General features: G+C 73.3%; 16 protein-coding genes and 2 pseudogenes. 14 read left to right on the top strand and 4 right to left on the bottom strand.

Annotated features, from left to right (window positions below; translation table 11 throughout):
• Together IG78_RS50085 and IG78_RS51155 are read right to left on the bottom strand one after the other, a co-directional pair.
• On the bottom strand, positions 1-510 hold a 510-nt coding region (locus IG78_RS50085; RefSeq protein ID WP_169749681.1), incomplete at its 3' end, for an AMP-binding protein.
• 88 nt (positions 511-598) lie between these two features.
• Positions 599-733 (bottom strand): annotated as a pseudogene (locus IG78_RS51155) (AMP-binding protein); the annotation flags it as partial.
• Between the two features lie 915 nt (positions 734-1,648).
• On the opposite strand from IG78_RS51155, the gene IG78_RS0109445 reads away from it, so the two are divergent.
• From IG78_RS0109445 to IG78_RS0109425, 5 genes are all read left to right on the top strand, one after another.
• Positions 1,649-3,712 (top strand): ATP-binding protein, encoded by a 2,064-nt coding sequence (locus IG78_RS0109445; protein WP_078964738.1) that lies wholly within the window; start codon positions 1,649-1,651, stop codon positions 3,710-3,712.
• Between the two features lie 126 nt (positions 3,713-3,838).
• The gene (locus tag IG78_RS0109440; protein ID WP_037684844.1) at positions 3,839-4,276 is read left to right on the top strand and encodes a roadblock/LC7 domain-containing protein; all 438 of its coding nucleotides are present in this window, start codon (positions 3,839-3,841) and stop codon (positions 4,274-4,276) included.
• Positions 4,273-4,629, top strand: a complete 357-nt coding sequence (locus IG78_RS0109435) for a DUF742 domain-containing protein (RefSeq protein WP_030561084.1) — start codon at positions 4,273-4,275, stop codon at positions 4,627-4,629. Before IG78_RS0109440 ends, IG78_RS0109435 begins: the two co-directional genes overlap by 4 nt.
• Positions 4,610-5,227, top strand: coding sequence for a GTP-binding protein (locus tag IG78_RS0109430; RefSeq protein WP_030561082.1), 618 nt, complete (start codon positions 4,610-4,612; stop codon positions 5,225-5,227). The genes IG78_RS0109435 and IG78_RS0109430 overlap by 20 nt, the downstream gene beginning before the upstream one ends.
• Positions 5,224-6,501, top strand: a complete 1,278-nt coding sequence (locus IG78_RS0109425) for a cytochrome P450 (protein ID WP_030561080.1) — start codon at positions 5,224-5,226, stop codon at positions 6,499-6,501. The genes IG78_RS0109430 and IG78_RS0109425 overlap by 4 nt, the downstream gene beginning before the upstream one ends.
• 64 nt (positions 6,502-6,565) lie before the next feature.
• Here the strand turns inward: IG78_RS0109425 and IG78_RS0109420 are convergent, their stop codons facing one another.
• Positions 6,566-7,786 carry a cytochrome P450 gene (locus IG78_RS0109420; RefSeq protein WP_030561078.1) on the bottom strand — a complete coding sequence of 407 codons (1,221 nt, stop codon included), beginning with the start codon at positions 7,784-7,786 and terminating at the stop codon, positions 6,566-6,568.
• 195 nt (positions 7,787-7,981) lie between these two features.
• Here IG78_RS0109420 and IG78_RS0109415 point away from each other — a divergent pair, with 195 nt between their 5' ends.
• The 8 genes and pseudogenes from IG78_RS0109415 to IG78_RS0109380 all read left to right on the top strand — a co-directional run bounded on the left by IG78_RS0109415 (position 7,982) and on the right by IG78_RS0109380 (position 16,390).
• Positions 7,982-8,404 (top strand): SsgA family sporulation/cell division regulator, encoded by a 423-nt coding sequence (locus IG78_RS0109415; RefSeq protein WP_159398240.1) that lies wholly within the window; start codon positions 7,982-7,984, stop codon positions 8,402-8,404.
• An 83-nt stretch (positions 8,405-8,487) separates the two neighbouring features.
• Positions 8,488-9,045 carry a DNA starvation/stationary phase protection protein Dps gene (gene dps / locus IG78_RS0109410; RefSeq protein ID WP_030561074.1) on the top strand — a complete coding sequence of 186 codons (558 nt, stop codon included), beginning with the start codon at positions 8,488-8,490 and terminating at the stop codon, positions 9,043-9,045.
• A gap of 127 nt (positions 9,046-9,172) precedes the next feature.
• Positions 9,173-10,987 (top strand): gamma-glutamyltransferase family protein, encoded by a 1,815-nt coding sequence (locus tag IG78_RS0109405; RefSeq protein WP_030561072.1) that lies wholly within the window; start codon positions 9,173-9,175, stop codon positions 10,985-10,987.
• Between the two features lie 162 nt (positions 10,988-11,149).
• The gene (locus tag IG78_RS0109400; RefSeq protein WP_030561070.1) at positions 11,150-12,004 is read left to right on the top strand and encodes an inositol monophosphatase family protein; all 855 of its coding nucleotides are present in this window, start codon (positions 11,150-11,152) and stop codon (positions 12,002-12,004) included.
• 108 nt (positions 12,005-12,112) lie between these two features.
• Positions 12,113-13,526 (top strand): annotated as a pseudogene (locus IG78_RS41845) (phytoene desaturase family protein).
• 89 nt (positions 13,527-13,615) lie between these two features.
• The gene (locus IG78_RS0109390; RefSeq protein WP_030561068.1) at positions 13,616-14,149 is read left to right on the top strand and encodes an O-acetyl-ADP-ribose deacetylase; all 534 of its coding nucleotides are present in this window, start codon (positions 13,616-13,618) and stop codon (positions 14,147-14,149) included.
• Positions 14,150-14,249: 100 nt separating this feature from the next.
• Complete coding sequence (locus tag IG78_RS0109385) at positions 14,250-15,845, top strand: AlkA N-terminal domain-containing protein (protein ID WP_030561066.1); 1,596 nt, start codon at positions 14,250-14,252, stop codon at positions 15,843-15,845.
• A gap of 44 nt (positions 15,846-15,889) precedes the next feature.
• Complete coding sequence (locus IG78_RS0109380) at positions 15,890-16,390, top strand: methylated-DNA--[protein]-cysteine S-methyltransferase (RefSeq protein ID WP_030561064.1); 501 nt, start codon at positions 15,890-15,892, stop codon at positions 16,388-16,390.
• Between the two features lie 54 nt (positions 16,391-16,444).
• Here the strand turns inward: IG78_RS0109380 and IG78_RS0109375 are convergent, their stop codons facing one another.
• Complete coding sequence (locus IG78_RS0109375) at positions 16,445-16,939, bottom strand: NUDIX domain-containing protein (protein ID WP_030561062.1); 495 nt, start codon at positions 16,937-16,939, stop codon at positions 16,445-16,447.
• Positions 16,940-17,141: 202 nt separating this feature from the next.
• Between IG78_RS0109375 and IG78_RS0109370 the strand changes: the two genes are divergently transcribed.
• Positions 17,142-18,263 (top strand): glycerate kinase, encoded by a 1,122-nt coding sequence (locus IG78_RS0109370; protein WP_030561060.1) that lies wholly within the window; start codon positions 17,142-17,144, stop codon positions 18,261-18,263.

Genomic DNA, 18,263 nt, shown 5'->3' with positions numbered 1-18,263 from the left:
CACGAAGGTGCGCAGTTCCTCCGTGGCCAGTTCCTTGGTCGCGGAGCCGCTGCCGGTTCCCGTGCCCTCGGCCCGTGCCGGGACCACGTACGCGACGAGTTGCTTGCCCTGCTGCCCGGAGGGGTCCTCGTAGGGGACGACCACGGCGTGCGAGACGTCGTCGTGTTTCTCCAGGGCGGTCTGGATCTCGCCGGGTTCGACGCGGAAGCCACGGATCTTGACCTGGGTGTCGGCGCGGCCCTGGAAGTCCAGGCGGTCGTCGAACACCTGCACCCGGGTACCCGTGATGGCCCCGCCGATCGGCGCGCCGCTCTCGCTCAAAGGCCCGCTGAGCGGCAGCGCGGCGAACTCGCCGTGGGTGACCGTCACGCCCTTGGGACGCCCCGACGAGCCCGAGGTGTAGATGACGTACGCGGTGTGCGTGGTCCGGAGAGGAGCCACCCGGTCGGCGTCGACGGGGTTCACGGCCGAGGCCGCCGCCCAGGCGGACACCGTCTCCGGCGCGTCCACGACCACCACGTCCGAGCCCAGACCGGAGGGCCGCCTTCAGCACACCGAGGACCACCGCGACCTGCTCGGCCGACCGCGGCATCGCCACCGCCACCAACCGCTCAGGACCCACCCCACGGCCGATCAGCCAGTGTGCGATCCGGTTCGCACGCTCATTCAACTCCCCGTACGACCACGCGTGGACAGCCGACTCCAGCGCCGGTAACTGTGGCCCCGCCGCCACCCGTGCCTCGAACAATGTGGGAAAACTGAGGTCGGTCACGAAAACTCCAGAAGGTCAAAGTGCGAACGGATCTCAGGAGGGCCGAAGCGGCTGGTCCGAGGTGGCGTCTGCACGCCGGACTCCGTCGGGGTGGTGGCCGCGGAAAGCAAAAGAATCACGCGGCATATTTCTCTGCATGCCGTCCACGCGTGCCCCGTTGACCTGGGATGGCGCTTCTTTCCTTGGAGAGCCGACCGTAACTCGCAGGAGATTTGCGGGAGAAGGAAAGATCGGCCTTGAAGGTGCCGCATTCCTTTCTCATAAGTTGTGTGCTGCTCTTCGGGAAAGTGGTCAGGCCTGCGGTGCGGCGCAGGAATGTCCTTTCTCAAAACCCTGCCGGATCAGTGCCGCTGTTCCGCAATGTCCCGTTGGCAAGACGTTACGGCGAGTCGGGGCGTAAGTGCGTAGAAGTGGATCTAATGCGCAAAGCGCGGACATGTCGGTCGTGAGAGCTGCCGTCCAGGCCACTGGCCGCCAGGTCCGTGACACGGAAGCGAAGTTGGCTGAAAAACGACTCACCGAACGCTTGGTTCCGGCCTCGGGGTGGTCTCGTCCGGAGGAGAGGGGTGCGGTCTACGCGCGGCACATTCCCGGTCCTGCCGTGGCATCGTCGCCTGACCTGGGGTGTCGGGGTCCTGGTTCCGGTGTCCTGCGAATATCACGCACCGGGGCAAGAACAGGGCTTTTCGCGACGAACCTTCCGGGGGAGCCCCCCGGCGCTGAATGCTCGCTTCCACTGTGCGATCTTGTGGCTAGCATGACCACCACAAGTGCCGTCGGAAGACAGCGCCACACGGCGGACTTCCCTCGCGACGGCACTCAGTCGTGGGCGGGCCGACGGCCCGTCCACCCGTGCCGACACCGAGGGACCACGGAATGACACAGCCCGCCGATCGTCGTCCGGACCGCACCTCGAACACCCGGCGAACGGCATACACGCTGCCCGTGTGTCTCCTCGCGGTGGCCGCCGTGGCGGGTGCCGCCGTCACCGCGCTCGCGCCGGTGGACGCCCGCGGCTGGGCCGGTGCCGCCGCGGCCGGCGGCTGGGTGCTGCTCGTCGTCGCCGTCTGCGTCGGCATCGCGAAGGCCAACGGGCTGCGAGCACGGGCCGCCGAGGCGGAGGACGAACTGCACCGAATACGCGCCCAGTTGGACTCCCGTACCGCCGAGGACATGGGCCTGGCGCAGGTCACCGTGCCCGCGGTGGCACGCCTCGCCCGCGAGGGCGTCGCCCCCGACGAGGTGCTGCGACAGACCCGGCCGCCCGCCCTGCCGTCGCAGCGCGAACTGCTGCGCGTCTGTGTGACCGCCCTCGCCGACTCCGAGCACCGCGCGGCCGCCGCGGCCGCCGCCGGGCGCAGCGCCGCCGACGACGTGACGCGCATGTCCGACGACGTACGGCGGCTCGCCACCGAAACCCTCCCGGCCGTCGTCGACAAGCTGCGCGGCGGCGCCTCTGTGGACCGGGTCCTCGCGGGCATGCGGTGGCCGCAGGACCCCGTGCTGCGCGACCTGACCGAGGCCGCCGTACGGGAACTCGCCCTCAGCGAGCGGCGCGCCGCCGCCGCGCAGGCCGCGAGCGCCAAGGCCCTCAGCCGCGTCCAGGCCAAGTCCGTGAGCATGCTCGCCGACCTGCGCGACATGCAGGACCGGCACGGCGAGGAGGTCTTCGGCGACCTGCTCGCCATCGACCACAGCACCTCGCAGCTCGGCCTCATGACCGACCGGCTCGCGCTTCTCATGGGCGGCCGTTCCAGCCGTGCCTGGAACAAGCCCATCGTGATGGAGTCCATCCTGCGCGGCGCCGTCGGCCGCATCGCCGCCTACCAGCGGGTGCGGCTGCACTGCTCGACCCGGGTCGCCGTCGTCGGCTTCGCGGCCGAAGGCGTGATGCACCTGCTCGCCGAACTCACCGACAACGCCGCGAACTTCTCGCCGCCCACCGACGAAGTGCATGTCTACGTGGAGGAGTCCCGCACCGGCGTCGTCATCACCATCGAGGACAGCGGCCTGCGGATGTCCGAGGCGGCGCTGCGCCGCGCCGAGGAGTCGGTGTCCGGGCAGATGACCGACCTCGCGCTGCTCCAGGGCACCCGCCTCGGCCTCGCCGTGGTCGGCAGGCTCGCCGTCAAGTACGGCATGAACGTAAGTTTCCGCCCCTCGGCCCGGGGCGGCACCGGCGTCGTCGTGCTGCTGCCCCCGCAGTTGATCGCCCAGCAGGTACAGGCCGAGCGCGCCCCCGCCACCACGCCCGCCCCCGCCGCGGGAGCGCCCGCCCTGTCCGGCGCCGACGCCGTGCCCGCACCCCGCCCGGCGGGGGACACCCGCACCGCGCCCGCCGCGCACACCGCGCACACCGAAGACACCGGCACTCCCCGGCACGCCGCGCCCACCGAAGGCACCGGCCCCCGCCACGCCGCGCCCGACGAGCACAGCCCCGCGCGGGAGCGCACCGCCGACGGACCCGACGAGCACGGCCAGGTCGCCGGGCACGCCCGCCACGGCGGCACCCAGAGCACCCCGGGCACCCCGGGTGCCCAGAGCACTCCGGGCACCCCCAACACCCCGGGCACCCCCGGCGCCCCCAACACCCCGGGCACGCCGAGCACCCAGAACCCCGCCGACGGCGGCACCGACGGCAGGGGCGCCACCTTCGGCGGCCTCCCGGTGCGCAGGCCGGGCCGCACCATGGCCGCCGCGCACGCCGAGCTGCAGCAGCGGCAGGCCGCCCACGCCTGCGGCCGCGAGAACGCCCCCCGCACCCCGGGCACCCCCGGGCCCGCCGCGGGCGGCCCCGAAGCCACCGACGGCACGGGCGGCCCTGACGGCACCGCCCCGGGCGGGCAGCGCCCGCAGCGTGACATCGGCGCCAGCTTCGGCGCCTTCCACCGCGCCCGCCGTGCCGCCGACGAGAGCGAACCGTCGCCGCGGGCCGAGTGACCGGCCCCGTACGTCCAGAGGTGCCGGTTCCGCCCGGACCGCGCCTCGACAGCCTTGACCCCTCGCCCCATGACCGAAAGGGAGGCAAGGGCGTTCGCACCCCCCGGTGATCGCCCCGAACCCACTATGCAGACCACCGACAACAGCCTGAACTGGCTTCTGGACACCCTGCTCGCCGGCACCCCCGGCACCCGGCACGCCCTGGTCCTCTCCCGCGACGGCCTGAAGCTGTGCTGGAGCCCCGGCCTCAGCCTCGACCAGGCCGACCAGCTCTCCGCGATCTGCTCCGGCATCCAGGCACTCGCCCAGGGCGCGTCCATGGAGTTCGGTGACGGCACCGGCGGCGTACGGCACTCCATGACCGAGTTCCACGGCGGACTGCTCTTCGTCGTCGAAGCGGGCCAGGGCGCGCACCTGGCCGTCATCGCCGACGAGGACGCCGACCCCGGCGTCGTGGGCCACCAGATGAGCCAGCTCGTGTCCCAGATCGGCGAGCATCTGCGGGCCGAGCCCCGCGCCCAGACACATGGCACCCCGCGGCAGCCCGGCGGCAGCGGCTCGTGATGCGGCGGCCCGTCGATGTCGGCGACCCCGACCGCCTCTACACGGTCACGGGGGGCCGCAGCCGCTCCGACGGCAGCTCGTTCGACCTGGTGACGCTGATCGTCGCCGAGTGCGAGCCCGCCGTCGGCCAGCAGTCCGAGCACGCGCGCATCCTGGAGCTGTGCCGGCACCCCACCGCCGTCGTCGAGATCGCCGCCGAGCTCTCGCTGCCCATCACCGTCGTCCGCATCCTCCTGGAGGACCTCCAGGCGACCGGCCGCATCACCCCCCGTCATCCCCGCGTGGCGGCCTCCGCCACGCTCCCCGATTCCGCTCTTCTCACGGAGGTGCTCCATGGGCTCCGCAACCTCTGAGCTGCCGTCGTCCCGGACACCGCTGCGCGACACGGCCGAAAACGGCCTGAAGATCGTCGTGGTGGGCGGCTTCGGCGTCGGCAAGACCACCCTGGTCCGCTCGGTCAGCGAGATCCGGCCGCTGAACACCGAGGAGGTGATGACGCAGGCCGGTGCCGGAGTCGACGAGATGCCCGAGTCGACCGGCAAGACCACCACCACGGTCGCCTTCGACTTCGGCCGCATCAGCCTCAACGACCGCCTGGTGCTCTATCTGTTCGGCGCGCCGGGACAGAAGCGCTTCTGGTTCCTGTGGGACCGCCTCTTCGCGGGCACGCTCGGCGCGGTGGTCCTCGTGGACACCCGCAGGATGGACGAGTCCTGGTACGCGATCGACCGGCTCGAACACCACGGCACGCCCTTCGTCGTCGCCGTGAACCGCTTCGACGACGACTCGGCGCGCCACTCCCTGGAGGAGATACGCGCCGCGCTCGCGCTGCCCGCCCACGTCCCCCTCATCGAGTGCGACGCCCGGGTCCGCTCGTCCGGCAAGGACGTCCTCATCACCCTGGTCGACCACCTCCACCACCTGGCACGGGAACGGGAACTGACAGCATGACCGAAGCGACCGGACCCGCAGTTGCGCCGAACACCCCGCCGCCCGGCTGCCCCGCCCACGCCGCCCACCCCGACGCGGTGCCCCTCAGCGGCCTGGAGTACCAGCAGACGCCCTTCGACCTCTACCGCAGTCTGCGCAGCAGGCACGGCTCGGTCGCGCCCGTGCTCCTCGACGGCGGGGTGCCCGCCTGGCTCGTCCTCGGCTACTCCGAGGTCACCTATGTGACCGCGCACGACGAGCTGTTCGCCCGCGACTCGCGGCGCTGGAACCAGTGGGACAACATCCCCGCCGACTGGCCCCTGATGCCGTTCGTGGGCTACCAGCCGTCCGTCCTGTTCACCGAGGGCGCCGAGCACCGCCGCCGCGCGGGCGTCATCACCGAAGCCCTGGAGAGCGTCGACCAGTTCGAGCTCGGCCGCGAGTGCGCGTACATCGCCGACCAGCTCATCGCGGACTTCTCCGGGCGCGGCAGCGCCGAGCTGATGAGCGTCTACACCCACCCCCTGGCGATGCGTGCCGCCGTGCACATGGTCGGCATGCCGCCCGGCACCGCCGACACCGAGGCCCTCGTGGAGGACCTGCGGATCTCGCTGGACGCCGCCGAGGGCGACGACCCCGTGGCCGCGTACGTCCGCGTCGGTGAGCGCGTGCACCAGCTCGTCGAGGAGCGGCGGCGGAACCCGGGAGCCGATGTCACCTCACGCATGCTGGAGCACCCCGCGGGCCTGTCCGACGAGGAGATCGTCCAGGACCTGATCTCGGTGATCGCCGCCGCCCAGCAGCCCACCGCCAACTGGATCTGCAACACGCTGCGGCTGCTCCTGACCGACGAGCGGTTCGCCCTGAACGTCTCCGGCGGCCGCCTCAGCGTCAGCCAGGCACTCAACGAGGTCCTGTGGCTCGACACGCCGACGCAGAACTTCATCGGCCGCTGGGCGGTCCGCGACACCCAGCTCGGCGGGCGCCGCATCCGGGCGGGCGACTGTCTGGTGCTCGGCCTCGCCGCGGCCAACGCCGACCCGCAGATCTGGCCGGGGGCACAGGTGGGGTCCGAGAACTCGGCGCACCTGTCCTTCAGCAACGGCGAGCACCGCTGCCCCTACCCGGCGCCGCTGCTCGCCGACGTCATCGCCCGCACCGCGGTCGAGACGCTCCTGGAGCGGCTGCCCGACCTGGTGCTCTCCGTCGACCCCAGCGAGCTCGCCTGGCGTCCTTCCATCTGGATGCGCGGCCTGACGGCGCTGCCCGTGCAGTTCACGCCCGTGGCGCAGTGACGGCGGCGGCGCGGTGACGGCGGCGGCGCGGAGGCGATCCGCGCCGCACGCGGCGGGGTGGCGCTCAGCTCGGTGTGAACACCACCGGCAGGGTCTGTGGGCCCCGGGTGAAGACGCCGCGCTCCAAGGGTACGAAGCCGTCCGCGAGCCGCAGGTCGGGCATGGCGTCGAGGAGCTGGTTGACGCCCGTCTCGACCTCGGCGCGGGCGAGCAGCGCGCCCACGCAGAAGTGCCTGCCGAGTGCGAACGCGAGGTGGTCGGCCGCCGCGGAGAACGCCGTGGTGGTCGTCAGGTCGTCCCGGAAGATGTCGAAGCGGTCCGGCTCGCGGTAGCGCTCGCCGTCGCGGTTGGCCGAGCCGATGAGGCAGGTCACGGTGGCGCCCGCGGGCACGGTGCCACCGGCGAGCTCCACCTCGACCGCGGTCTGCCGCATGATCATGTGGACCGGCGGCGTGTACCGCAGCGTCTCGGCGAAGGCCCGGTCGACGAGGGAGCGGTCCGCGCGCACGGCGGCGAGCTGGTCGGGGTGCGTGAGCAGATTGGCGAAGATCCCGGCGATGGCCTTGTCGGTGGTCTCGCCGCCCGCGGCGAGCAGCAGGCTGCAGAAGGCCTTGATGTCCTCGTCGCTCATCCGCACCCCGTCGACCTCGGCGGCGCACAGCGTGGACAGCAGGTCGTCGCCCGGGTCCGCGCGGCGCGCGGCGATGATCGGGAACATGTACTCGGCGAACTCCGCCCGGGTCCGCTCACCCGCCGCCGCCACCTCGGGGTCGCCCGCCAGGTTGCCCAGGAACGCGATGACGCTCGTGTACCAGCCGTGGAACCGCTCGTGATCGGCCTTGTCGAGCCCCAGCATGTCGGCGATCACGTTCACCGGGAAGCGGGTGGCGTAGTCCGCGACGAGGTCCGCGGAGCCGCGGTGGCGGAAGGCGGCGATCAGTTCCTCGGAGTTGCGGCGGATCACCGGCAGGAAGGTGTTCTGCAGCTCGCTGCCGCGGAAGGCCGGGGCGACGAGCGCCCGGCGCACCGCGTGCTCGCGCCCGCTGAGCTGGAGGATCGTCCGGCCGTGCACGGGCTCGATCTGCCAGTCGTAGTTGTCCGTGGTGAACTGCGCCGCCTTGTCCTTGAAGACGCGGGACACGTCCTCGTAGCGCGAGACGATGTAGCTCCTGGTGGCTTCGTGCCACAGGAGCGGCGTGTGTTCCCGCATGGCGCGGTAGACGGGGTACGGGTCGGCTGCGAACTCGGGCGAGAGAATGTCCGGTATGGGCTGAGCAGTGGACACGGGACTCCTTCGGAGGGCGTCTGCCTGGCCGCACCAGCTTATTGATCAAGGAAAAGAACCGACAGGGTGCGTAGCCCACCACGTTGCCCCACCTGTCTCCCCGCATCTCCCGCGCCCCACGGGGCATATGGGGTTCACCACCCCCCGAACCACTGGAGGAACGCCGTGGAGGCCGAGGTCAGAGCGATGGTGCCGATGGAGCTCGAGACCGGCGACGACGGCGGGCGTGCCCCGCTGTCCGCCGAACTCTCGTACACGGCCGAGGACCCGTTCGCCGCCACCATGACGTTCTACTGCGACGGCGACGAGGCGACCCGCTGGCGCCTGGACCGGCAGCAGCTCGCCGAGGGCTGCCGTCGTCCGGTCGGTGAGGGGGACGTGCGGATCGCCCCTTCGCCGGGCGCGGCCCGCGGCACGCGCGTACGTATCGAACTGTTCGGCACCCCGGGCCCCGCGGGCCGTGACCGCGCCGTCCTGCACGCCGCCACGACCGACGTCACCGCCTTCCTCGCCTCGGCCCACGCGGTGGTGCCCCCCGGCGAGGAGCGCATCTGCCTGGACGACCTTCTGCGGTGCCTGGTGCAGGACGACGGCCGCACCACGCCGTTTCCCATTTGAGGACCATTTGCCGTGTTAAACGGCTTTGGTACGGGGAACGCGTTCATCGGCATATTGACGGATGAGAAGCTGAGGAGCACACCATGGCCAGCACTTCCACGCCCCGCTACACCGTTCCGGGCATCAGCGTCGAGGACGGCGGGAAGCTGATCTCGGCGCTGAGCGCCCGGCTGCACGCGCTGAACGATCTGCACCTCACGCTGAAGCACGTGCACTGGAACGTCGTCGGCCCGCACTTCATCGCCGTGCACGAGATGCTCGACCCGCAGGTCGACCGCGTCCGCGACATGGCGGACGACGTGGCCGAGCGGATCTCGGCCCTCGGCGGGGTCCCGAAGGGCACCCCGGGCGCCCTGGTCGCCGAGCGCACCTGGGACGACTACAGCATCGGCCGGGCCGACGCCATCGCCCATCTGGGCGCACTCGACATGGTCTACACCGGCGTGATCGAGAGCTACCGCACCGCCATCGAGAAGGTCGGAGACCTCGACCCGGCGACGGAGGACCTCCTCATCGAGCAGCTCAGGGACCTGGACCAGTTCCAGTGGTTCGTCCGCGCCCACCTGGAGAGCGCCCAGGGCACCCTCTCCACCGGCAACGCCGCCACGGAGGCCGACGCCGCCCGCGCCGCCGCCGAGTGACGGCCCCGGCCGCCCCTGACCCGTCACGCGCCGGGGTCCTGACCCCCGGCGCGTGACGTACGCCCGTCCCGGGTGAGCCCCCGGGGGCCCGACCGGCGCCCGGAGCACGGGAGTTAGCCTGCGGGGCATGTTCACGACGCGCCCCACGCTCCAGGGCACCTTCGGCATGGTGTCGTCCACCCACTGGCTCGCCTCACAGACCGCGATGGCGGTCCTGGAGGACGACGGGAACGCCTACGACGCCGCCGTCGCCGCGGGGTTCGTCCTGCACGTGGTCGAGCCGCACCTGAACGGGCCCGCCGGTGAGGTGCCGATCATCCTCGCACCGGCCGGCGGTGACGTACGCGTCCTGTGCGGGCAGGGCGTCGCACCCGCGGGCGCGACCGTCGCCCACTACCGTGACACCCTCGGGCTCGCCCTGGTGCCCGGCACCGGACCGCTCGCCGCCGCCGTGCCCGGAGCCTTCGACGCCTGGATGCTGCTGCTCCGCGACCACGGCACCAGGACGCTCGCCGAGGTCCTGAAGTACGCCGTCGGATACGCCGAGGACGGCCACCCGCCCGTCGAACGGTTCACGCGGACCGTCGAGACGGTACGGGAACTCTTCGAGACGCAGTGGACCACGTCGGTGGAGGTCTACCTCCCGGGCGGCGAGCCGCCCACCCCCGGCGAGCTGTTCCGCAACCCCCGCCTGGCCGCGACCTGGCGGCGCCTGGTCACCGAGGCCGAGGCCGCGGGCGGCACCGACAGGACCGCGCAGATCGAGGCCGCCCGCACCGTGTGGCGCACCGGCTTCATCGCCGACGCCCTGGTGCGCCAGGCCGCCGAGCCCACCCTGGACACCAGCGGCGAGCACCACACCGGCACCCTCACCGCCGCCGACCTCGCGTCCTGGTCCGCGGGCTACGAGGACCCCGTCACCTACGACTGGAACGGCTGGACCCTGTGCAAGGCGGGCCCCTGGAGCCAGGGCCCCGCCCTCCTCCAGCAGCTCGCCCTGCTGCCCGGTGAACTGCCGCCGCCCGGCTCCGCCGCGTACGTGCATCTCCTCGTCGAGGGCTGCAAGCTAGCCATGGCCGACCGCGAGGCCTGGTACGGGGACGCCGCGCCGGTCCCGCTCGCCGAGCTGTTGTCCGAGGACTACAACACCGGCCGCCGGGCCCTGATCGGTGAGCGGGCCTCCCACGAGCTGCGGCCCGGCCGCCCCGGCGGACGCGAGCCCCTCCTCTCCGCCCATGTGCGCGCCCTCGCCGCGGGCGGTGCGCCCGACCTCCGCGCGCCGAACGGCAAGGCGGCCGCGGGCGCGGGGGAGCCGACCGTCGCGAACGACGGCGGCACCCGCGGCGACACGTGCCACCTGGACATCGTCGACCGCTGGGGAAACATGGTCGCGGCCACCCCGTCGGGCGGCTGGCTCCAGTCCAACCCCGTCGTACCGGAACTCGGGTTCCCGCTCGGCACCCGGCTGCAGATGGCCTGGCTGGAGGAGGGCCTGCCGGACTCGCTCACCCCGGGCCGCCGCCCCCGCACCACCCTCTCGCCGTCCCTCGCGCTCAAGGACGGCGCGCCCGTCATGGCCTTCGGCACACCCGGCGGGGACCAGCAGGACCAGTGGCAGACACACTTCTTCCTGGCCGTGGCGCTGCGCCCGGCGATACGCGGCGGGCTCGACCTGCAAGGCGCCGTCGACGCCCCGAACTGGCACACCGAGTCCTTCCCCGAGTCCTTCTACCCGCGCGGGATGCGCCCTGGCAGCCTCGTCGTGGAGTCCCGCACGGACCCCGATGTCGTGGCGGAGCTGCGGCGGCGCGGACACCACGTGACCGTGGGCGGCCCCTGGTCGGAGGGGCGGCTCTGCGCGGTGGCGCGGGACCCGCGGACCGGCGTCCTGTCGGCGGCCGCCAATCCGCGGGGGATGCAGGGGTACGCGGTCGGGCGCTGAGGCCGAGCGGAGGAGCGCGGGGAACGCCCGGTGACAGACGGGTTGTGCCTGGTGACAGCAGGGTTAAGCGTGGTGGCGGGCGGAGAGAGGAGTTCGTCCGTATTCCACCCGTTGTTCACCCCGGGAGTCCGCGATGTCAGTGGCACGTGCTCTCATGGAGGCATGATCGAGACACAGGTAATCAAGGAAAGCATCGACGACTTTCTCGCACGACAGACCGCCGACGTGGAACGCGTGATCCGCAAGGCGGCCGCAGAAGAGATCACCCCGCGGTTCCGGCAGCTCACCGAGGACGACGTCGTCCAGAAGAGCGCCCCGCACGACCTCGTGACCACCGCCGACCGCCGCGCCGAGGAGTTCCTGACCCGCGAGCTGACGGCCCTCCTTCCCGGCTCCGTCGTCGTCGGCGAGGAAGCGGTGCACGCCGACCCCGACTCGTACGGCGCGATAGCGGGCACCGCCCCCGTGTGGATCGTCGATCCCGTCGACGGGACACGGCAGTACGTGCACGGGGACCCCGGTTTCTGCACGCTCGTCGCGCTCGCCCTCGACGGCGTGGTGCTCGCCTCGTGGACGTACGCCCCCGCGCTCGACGAGTGCGCGGTAGCGATCCGCGGCAAGGGCGCCACCCTGAACGGCGAGCCCCTGCACGCCGGCACCCCCGAGCCCGGCCGCCCCCTGACCGTCGCCACGTCCCACCCGGACTTCACCACCGACGAGCAGAAGCGCTCCCTCCTCGGCCTGCTCGCCGAGGGCTTCACACCCCGGCCGTGCGGCTCGGCGGGCCTGGAGTACCTCGCCGTCGCGCGGGGCACCCTCGACGCCGTCGCGTTCACCTGGGAGCTCGCCTGGGACCACGCGGCGGGCCTGCTCCTGGTCGAGGAGGCGGGCGGCGCGCACACCACCCGCGACGGCGTGCCGTTCAGCATCACCGGAGGGAACGCCCTGCCCTTCACCGCGGCACGGGACGAGGCCACCGCGCGCCGGGTGGCCGAAGTGCTCGCGCACGCGATCTGACCGTCCCGGCGCTGCCGTGGGCGGCCGCGGCCCCGGCGCCGCCGGTGCGGCGGCATATCCTGTGCGGCACTGGCCACCGGCTGACGAAGGAGTCCGAAGGTGCCGTCGATGCTCGATGCCGTCGTCGTGGGGGCGGGACCGAACGGTCTGACCGCTGCCGTGGAGCTGGCCCGCCGCGGGTTCTCCGTGGCCGTGTTCGAGGCCAAGGACACCGTCGGCGGCGGCGCCCGCACCGAGGAACTGACCCTCCCCGGCTTCCGGCACGACCCGTGCTCGGCGGCGCACCCGCTGGGCATCAACTCACCAGCGTTCCGCGCCATGCCCCTGGAGCGGTACGGCCTGGAGTGGCTCCAGCCGCGACTGCCGATGGCCCACCCCTTCCCCGGCGGCGGCGCCGCCGTCCTCGCCCGCTCCGTCGCCGAGACGGCGGCCTCCTTCGGGCCGCGGGACGCGGGCACCTACCGCAGGCTCGTGGCACCCTTCACGGCGCACTGGGACACCCTGGTACGGGACTTCATGGCGCTGCCGCTGACCGCGCTGCCCCGGGACCCGGTACTGCTCGCCCGGTTCGGGCTCGTGGGGCTCCCGCCGTCGACGTGGCTGACGCGCCGCTTTCGCGACGAACGGGCGCGCACGCTGTTCGCCGGGCTGGTCGCCCACGTCATGGCGCCCCTCGGCGGCTTCGCGACGGGCGCCGTCGGCCTGGTCTTCGCGCTCGCCGCGCACGCCCGCGGGTGGCCCGTCGCACGCGGCGGCTCACAGTCGATCTCCGACGCCCTCGCCGCGTACCTCACCGACCTCGGCGGCATCGTCCACACCGACTACGAGGTCAAGCGGCTCGACGACCTGCCGCCCGCCCGCGCGTACGTCTTCGACACCTCACCCACCGCGCTGGCCAGGATCGCCGGACTCGGACACTCCTACGACGGCTACCGGTACGGCCCCGGAGTCTTCAAGGTCGACTACGCGCTCGACGGCCCGGTGCCGTGGGCCGCGCCCGAGGCCCGCATCGCCGGAACCGTCCAGATCGGCGCGGACAGCGCCGAGATCGGCACGGCACTGCGGGCCGCCTCCCGCGAGGGGCTCGCTCCGGAGAGGCCGTTCCTCATCACCGTGCAGCCGAGCGTCGTCGACCCGTCCCGCGCACCCGAGGGCAAGCAGGTCTTCTGGGCGTACGGCCATGTGCCCCACAACTGGGACGGCGACCTCACCGACGCCGTCGAACGGCAGCTCGAGCGCTTCGCGCCCGGCTTCCGCGACCGCGTCCTCGCCCGCGCGACCGCAGGGCCGCCGCAGCTCGCCGCCCGCAACGCCAACTACGTGGGCGGCGACATCGCCTGCGGCGCGGTGAGCGGACTCCAGCTCCTGCTGCGCCCCCCGCCTCACCGCCTTCCCGTACCGCACCCGGCACCCCGCCGTCTTCCTCTGCTCCTCCGCGACACCGCCGGGACCCGGCGTGCACGGCATGTCGGGGCACAACGCGGCGAAGGCGGTCTGGAAGCACCTGCGGGGGACGAAGTGACGGCCGCAGTGACAGCCGAAGTGACGGCCCCCCTGCGTTCCGCCGGTCCCGCCCGCCCGGGACACCCCGCCCCTCGCACAGGAGGCCGCATGACCGCCCGCGTCACGCTCGTTCAGGGCGACATCACCCGGCAGCGCGCCGACGCCCTCGTGAACGCCGCGAACTCCTCGCTGCTCGGCGGCGGGGGCGTGGACGGTGCCGTCCACCGGCGCGGCGGCCCCGACATCCTCGCCGCCTGCCGCGATCTGCGTGCCTCGCGGTACGGCAAGGGACTGCCGACCGGGCAGGCGGTGGCGACGACCGCGGGACGGCTCGCGGCGGACCACGTCATCCACACGGTCGGGCCCGTGTGGTCGGCGACCGAGGACCGCTCGGCGCTCCTTGTCTCCTGCCACCGCGAGTCGCTGCGGGTCGCGGCCGGGCTCGGGGCCCGCACGGTCGCCTTCCCCGCGATCTCCACGGGGGTGTACCGCTGGCCCCTCGACGACGCCGCACGGATCGCCGTGAGCACGGTGCGGGGTGCCTTGGCGGCGGCACCGGAGGACTTCGACGAGGTGCGGTTCGTGCTTTTCGACGAGGCCGCGTACGAGGCGTTCGCGCAGGCCCTTGCCGCGCAGGGCTGATGTCGGATTCCCGCCAGCTCGGCGCGGCGCCGTCCCCGATCCTTGACCCATGACGAACACACCGCACACCACCCCCCGTGAAACAGCCGCGCCCGCAGGGATGTACGGGGACTTCGACCGGTGTGTGCGGGCCGTGCGGTCCAAGGACGCGCGGTTCGACGGGTGGTTCTTCACCGCTGTCCTGACGACCGGGATCTACTGCAGGCCCAGTTGTCCCGTCGTACCGCCCAAGCCCGCGAACATGAGTTTCCACCCGAGTGCGGCCGCCTGCCAGCAGGCCGGGTTCCGGGCCTGCAAGCGCTGCCGCCCCGACAGCAGTCCCGGCTCGCCCGAGTGGAACCAGCGTGCCGACCTGGTGGCCCGCGCGATGCGGCTGATCGGTGACGGCGTCGTCGACCGCGAAGGAGTCCCCGGCCTCGCCGAGCGCCTCGGTTACAGCACCCGCCAGGTGGAACGGCAGCTCCTCGCCGAACTCGGCGCGGGACCCCTCGCCCTCGCCCGCGCCCAGCGCGCCCAGACCGCGCGGCTGCTCATCGAGACCACCGCGCTGCCGATGGCCCGGATCGCCTTCGGCGCCGGTTTCTCCTCGATCCGGACGTTCAACGACACGGTCCGCGAGGTCTTCGCCCTCGCCCCCGGCGAACTCCGGGAGCGCGCCGCCAAGCACAGCTCGGGCAGCGGCCCCCGCGGGGGCGAAGCCACCGGGCGCTTCGCGAAGGGGGCCTCCCCGGTGGGGGCCGACGGCGGCGCTGGCGGGGTCTCCCCGGCGGGGGCCGACGGTCGCGTCGAGGCTCGCGGCTTCGCCGCCCTCGGCGCCATCTCGCTGCGGCTGCCCTTCCGCGCCCCCCTCCACCCCGACAACCTCTTCGGACACCTCGCCGCCACGGCCGTGCCGGGTGTGGAGGAATGGCGCGGCGGTGCCTATCGGCGCACCCTGCGGCTGCCCTACGGTCATGGCATCGTGGCCCTCATCCCGCAACCCGACCACATCGGCTGCCGGCTCACCCTCACCGATCCGCGCGACCTGACCATCGCGATCAGCCGCTGCCGCCGCCTGCTCGACCTGGACGCCGACCCCGTCGCCGTCGACGACCAGCTCGCCGACGACCCGCTGCTCGCCCCGCTCGTCGCCAAGGCGCCCGGCCGGCGGGTGCCCCGGACCGTGGACGAAGCCGAGTTCGCCGTACGCGCCGTCCTCGGCCAGCAGGTCTCCACGGCCGCCGCCCGCACCCACGCCGCCCGCCTGGTCGCCGCGCACGGCGAGCCCGTCGACGACCCGGAGGGCGGCCTCACCCACCTCTTCCCCGCGCCGGAGGCCCTCGCCGCCCTCGACCCGGAATCGCTCGCCCTGCCCCGGAGCCGCCGCACGACCCTGACGACCCTGGTGCGCCACCTCGCCGACGGCACCCTGCAACTGGGCGTCGAGAACGACTGGGAGCGCGCCCGCGCCCAGCTCACCGCGCTGCCCGGCTTCGGGCCCTGGACCACGGAGGTCATCGCGATGCGGGCACTCGGCGACCCGGACGCCTTCCTGCCGTCCGACCTCGGCATCCGGCGCGCCGCCCAGGCACTGGGCCTGCCGCACACCCCCGCGGCGCTCACGGCACGCGCGGCCGCCTGGCGCCCCTGGCGGGCGTACGCCGTGCAGTACCTGTGGGCCACCGACGACCACGCCATCAACCACCTCCCCGCGTAAGGGCATTCACCGCCCCGGGGCATAAACCGCGTAAGGCGTCCACCATGCACCGACAGCACACCGTCATCGACAGCCCCTACGGAGCGCTCACCCTCGTCGCCACCGACGGCACCCTGAGCGGTCTCTACATGACCGACCATCGTCACCGGCCCGCTGAGGAGACCTTCGGCGACCGCGACCCGACCCCCTTCACCCCGACCGTCGCCCAGCTCAAGGCCTACTTCGCGGGCGACCTCAAGGAGTTCGACCTCCCGCTGCGCCTCGACGGCACCCCGTTCCAGCGCTCCGTGTGGCAGCAGCTCCTTGAGATCCCGTACGGGCAGACCCGTACGTACGGCGAACTGGCCGCCGCCCTCGGCAGGCCCTCGGCCTCCCGCGCGGTCGGGCTCGCCAACGGCAAGAACCCCATCAGCGTCATCGTGCCCTGCCACCGCGTCATCGGCGCGAACGGCGGTCTGACGGGGTACGGCGGCGGGCTCGACCGCAAGCAGCGGCTCCTCGCGTTCGAGAACGGCGCGTCCGACACCGGCACCACGCTGTTCTAGCCGCCCGGCACCTCCAGCCGCCCGGCTGCGCGGGAGACCCGCACGGACGCCGGGTCAGCGGGCCCGGCGTCCGTTCTCCAGCTCCACCGCGCCGGTGCCCGCGTCCAGGGCGTCGAGCGCGGCGAGCACCCGGTCGGCGAGGGGCGCCGGGAGGTACGCCGACAGCTCCTCGCGGGCGACAAGGCGCCAGGAGAGCAGTTCCTCCTCCTGGAGCCTGATCGCCTCGAAGCGGTCGTCGGGCAGCACCCCGCCGTCGTACAGGAACGCCACCAGCGGCGGTCGCTCCGCCGTACCCGCCACCCAGTCCACGGCGAGCAGCCCGCCCGGCTCGACGTCCAGACCGATCTCCTCCGCCGTCTCGCGGAACGCGCCCTGGCGCGGACTCTCGCCGTCGTCCGACTCCACGGTCCCGCCCGGGAGCGCCCAGCCCTCCCGGTAGTTGGGCTCGACGAGCAGGACGCGCCCGGCGCGGTCCCGGATGACGGTGGCGGCTCCGGCGAGGATGCGCGGGAGGCTCGCGATGTACGTGGCGTAGTCGAGAGTGGTCACGGGGCGAAGCGTAGTCCGCCGGGCCGGGCGCGGGCCGGGCGGTGATCTGGGCAGCGGGCCCCTCCTGCGGTTATGGTCGCAGCGGCGCGACTGCCTTGACGCGAGCAAGGCCCGGAAGCAAGGGGAATGCAAGGTGGCGGACGCTGCAGTGACGGCGGGAGACGGCGCGGGACACGGCGCCGGGGGCACGGGCCGCGGCCATGTGCTGATCGCCGCGGACAAGTTCAAGGGCTCCCTCACGGCCGTGCAGGTGGCGCAGCGCGTGACGGCGGGGCTGCACGGTGTGGTCCCTGACCTGCCGGTGCGGGCCCTGCCCGTGGCGGACGGCGGTGACGGCACGGTCGACGCGGCCGTGGCCGCGGGGTTCGAACGCCGGGAGGCGCGGGTCACCGGGCCGCTCGGTGACGAGGTGGTGGCGGCTTACGCGCTGCGGGACAGCACCGCCGTCGTGGAGATGGCCGAGGCCTCGGGGCTGCAACTGCTGCCCGAAGGTACGTTCGCGCCGCTCACCGCGACGACGTACGGCAGCGGGGAGCTGCTCCGCGCCGCGCTCGACGCGGGCGCGCGCACGATCGTGTTCGGCGTCGGCGGCAGCGCCACGACCGACGGCGGGGCGGGCATGCTGGCCGCGCTCGGCGCCCGGTTCCTGGACGCCGAAGGGCAGCTCGTCGCACCCGGCGGCGGCCCGCTGCGGGATCTCGCGTCCGCCGACCTGTCCGGCCTCGACCCGCGCCTCGCCGACGTCGACGTGGTGCTCGCCAGCGACGTCGACAACCCGCTGACGGGGCCGAAGGGCGCACCCGCGGTGTACGGGCCGCAGAAGGGCGCCGCACCCGAGGACGTGGCGGCGCTCGACGCCGCCCTCGCGCACTTCGCGCGGGTCCTGGCGCGGGACGTCGGGCCGGAGGCCCTGGAGCACGCGGACGCGCCGGGCGCCGGTGCGGCGGGCGGGATCGGGTACGGGGCGCTCGTGGGCCTCGGGGCGTCGTTCAGGCCCGGCATCGAGGTGATGCTCGACGTGCTCGGCTTCGCGCCCGCGCTCGCCGGGGCGGCGCTCGTCATCACGGGGGAGGGGTCCCTCGACGAGCAGACCCTGCACGGGAAGGCTCCTGCCGGGGTGGCGGCCGCGGCCCGGGCCGCGGGGATCGAGGTCGTCGCCGTCTGCGGGCGGCTCGCGCTGCCTCCCTCGGCCCTCGGCACCGCCGGGATCCGACGGGCCTACGCCCTCACCGACATCGAACCGGACGTCGCCCGCTGCGTGGCCGAGGCGGGCCCCCTCCTGGAGCGCCTGTCGGCCGGCATCGCCACCGACTTCCTGACCTGA

The organism is Streptomyces aureocirculatus (assembly GCF_000720475.1).
Classification (GTDB): Bacteria; Actinomycetota; Actinomycetes; order Streptomycetales; family Streptomycetaceae; genus Streptomyces; species Streptomyces aureocirculatus.
The sequence above is the reverse complement of the archived record's forward strand: the minus strand, read 5'-3'. Positions and strand labels throughout refer to the sequence as shown.

Coding starts and splice junctions, on each gene's coding strand:
- IG78_RS0109425 (WP_030561080.1), top strand. CDS start 5,224: ATGACCGAAGCGACCGGACCCGCAGTTGCGCCGAACACCCCGCCGCCC.
- IG78_RS0109415 (WP_159398240.1), top strand. CDS start 7,982: ATGGAGCTCGAGACCGGCGACGACGGCGGGCGTGCCCCGCTGTCCGCC.
- IG78_RS0109430 (WP_030561082.1), top strand. CDS start 4,610: ATGGGCTCCGCAACCTCTGAGCTGCCGTCGTCCCGGACACCGCTGCGC.
- IG78_RS0109405 (WP_030561072.1), top strand. CDS start 9,173: ATGTTCACGACGCGCCCCACGCTCCAGGGCACCTTCGGCATGGTGTCG.
- dps (WP_030561074.1), top strand. CDS start 8,488: ATGGCCAGCACTTCCACGCCCCGCTACACCGTTCCGGGCATCAGCGTC.
- IG78_RS0109445 (WP_078964738.1), top strand. CDS start 1,649: ATGACACAGCCCGCCGATCGTCGTCCGGACCGCACCTCGAACACCCGG.
- IG78_RS0109390 (WP_030561068.1), top strand. CDS start 13,616: ATGACCGCCCGCGTCACGCTCGTTCAGGGCGACATCACCCGGCAGCGC.
- IG78_RS0109385 (WP_030561066.1), top strand. CDS start 14,250: ATGTACGGGGACTTCGACCGGTGTGTGCGGGCCGTGCGGTCCAAGGAC.
- IG78_RS0109400 (WP_030561070.1), top strand. CDS start 11,150: ATGATCGAGACACAGGTAATCAAGGAAAGCATCGACGACTTTCTCGCA.
- IG78_RS0109380 (WP_030561064.1), top strand. CDS start 15,890: ATGCACCGACAGCACACCGTCATCGACAGCCCCTACGGAGCGCTCACC.
- IG78_RS0109440 (WP_037684844.1), top strand. CDS start 3,839: ATGCAGACCACCGACAACAGCCTGAACTGGCTTCTGGACACCCTGCTC.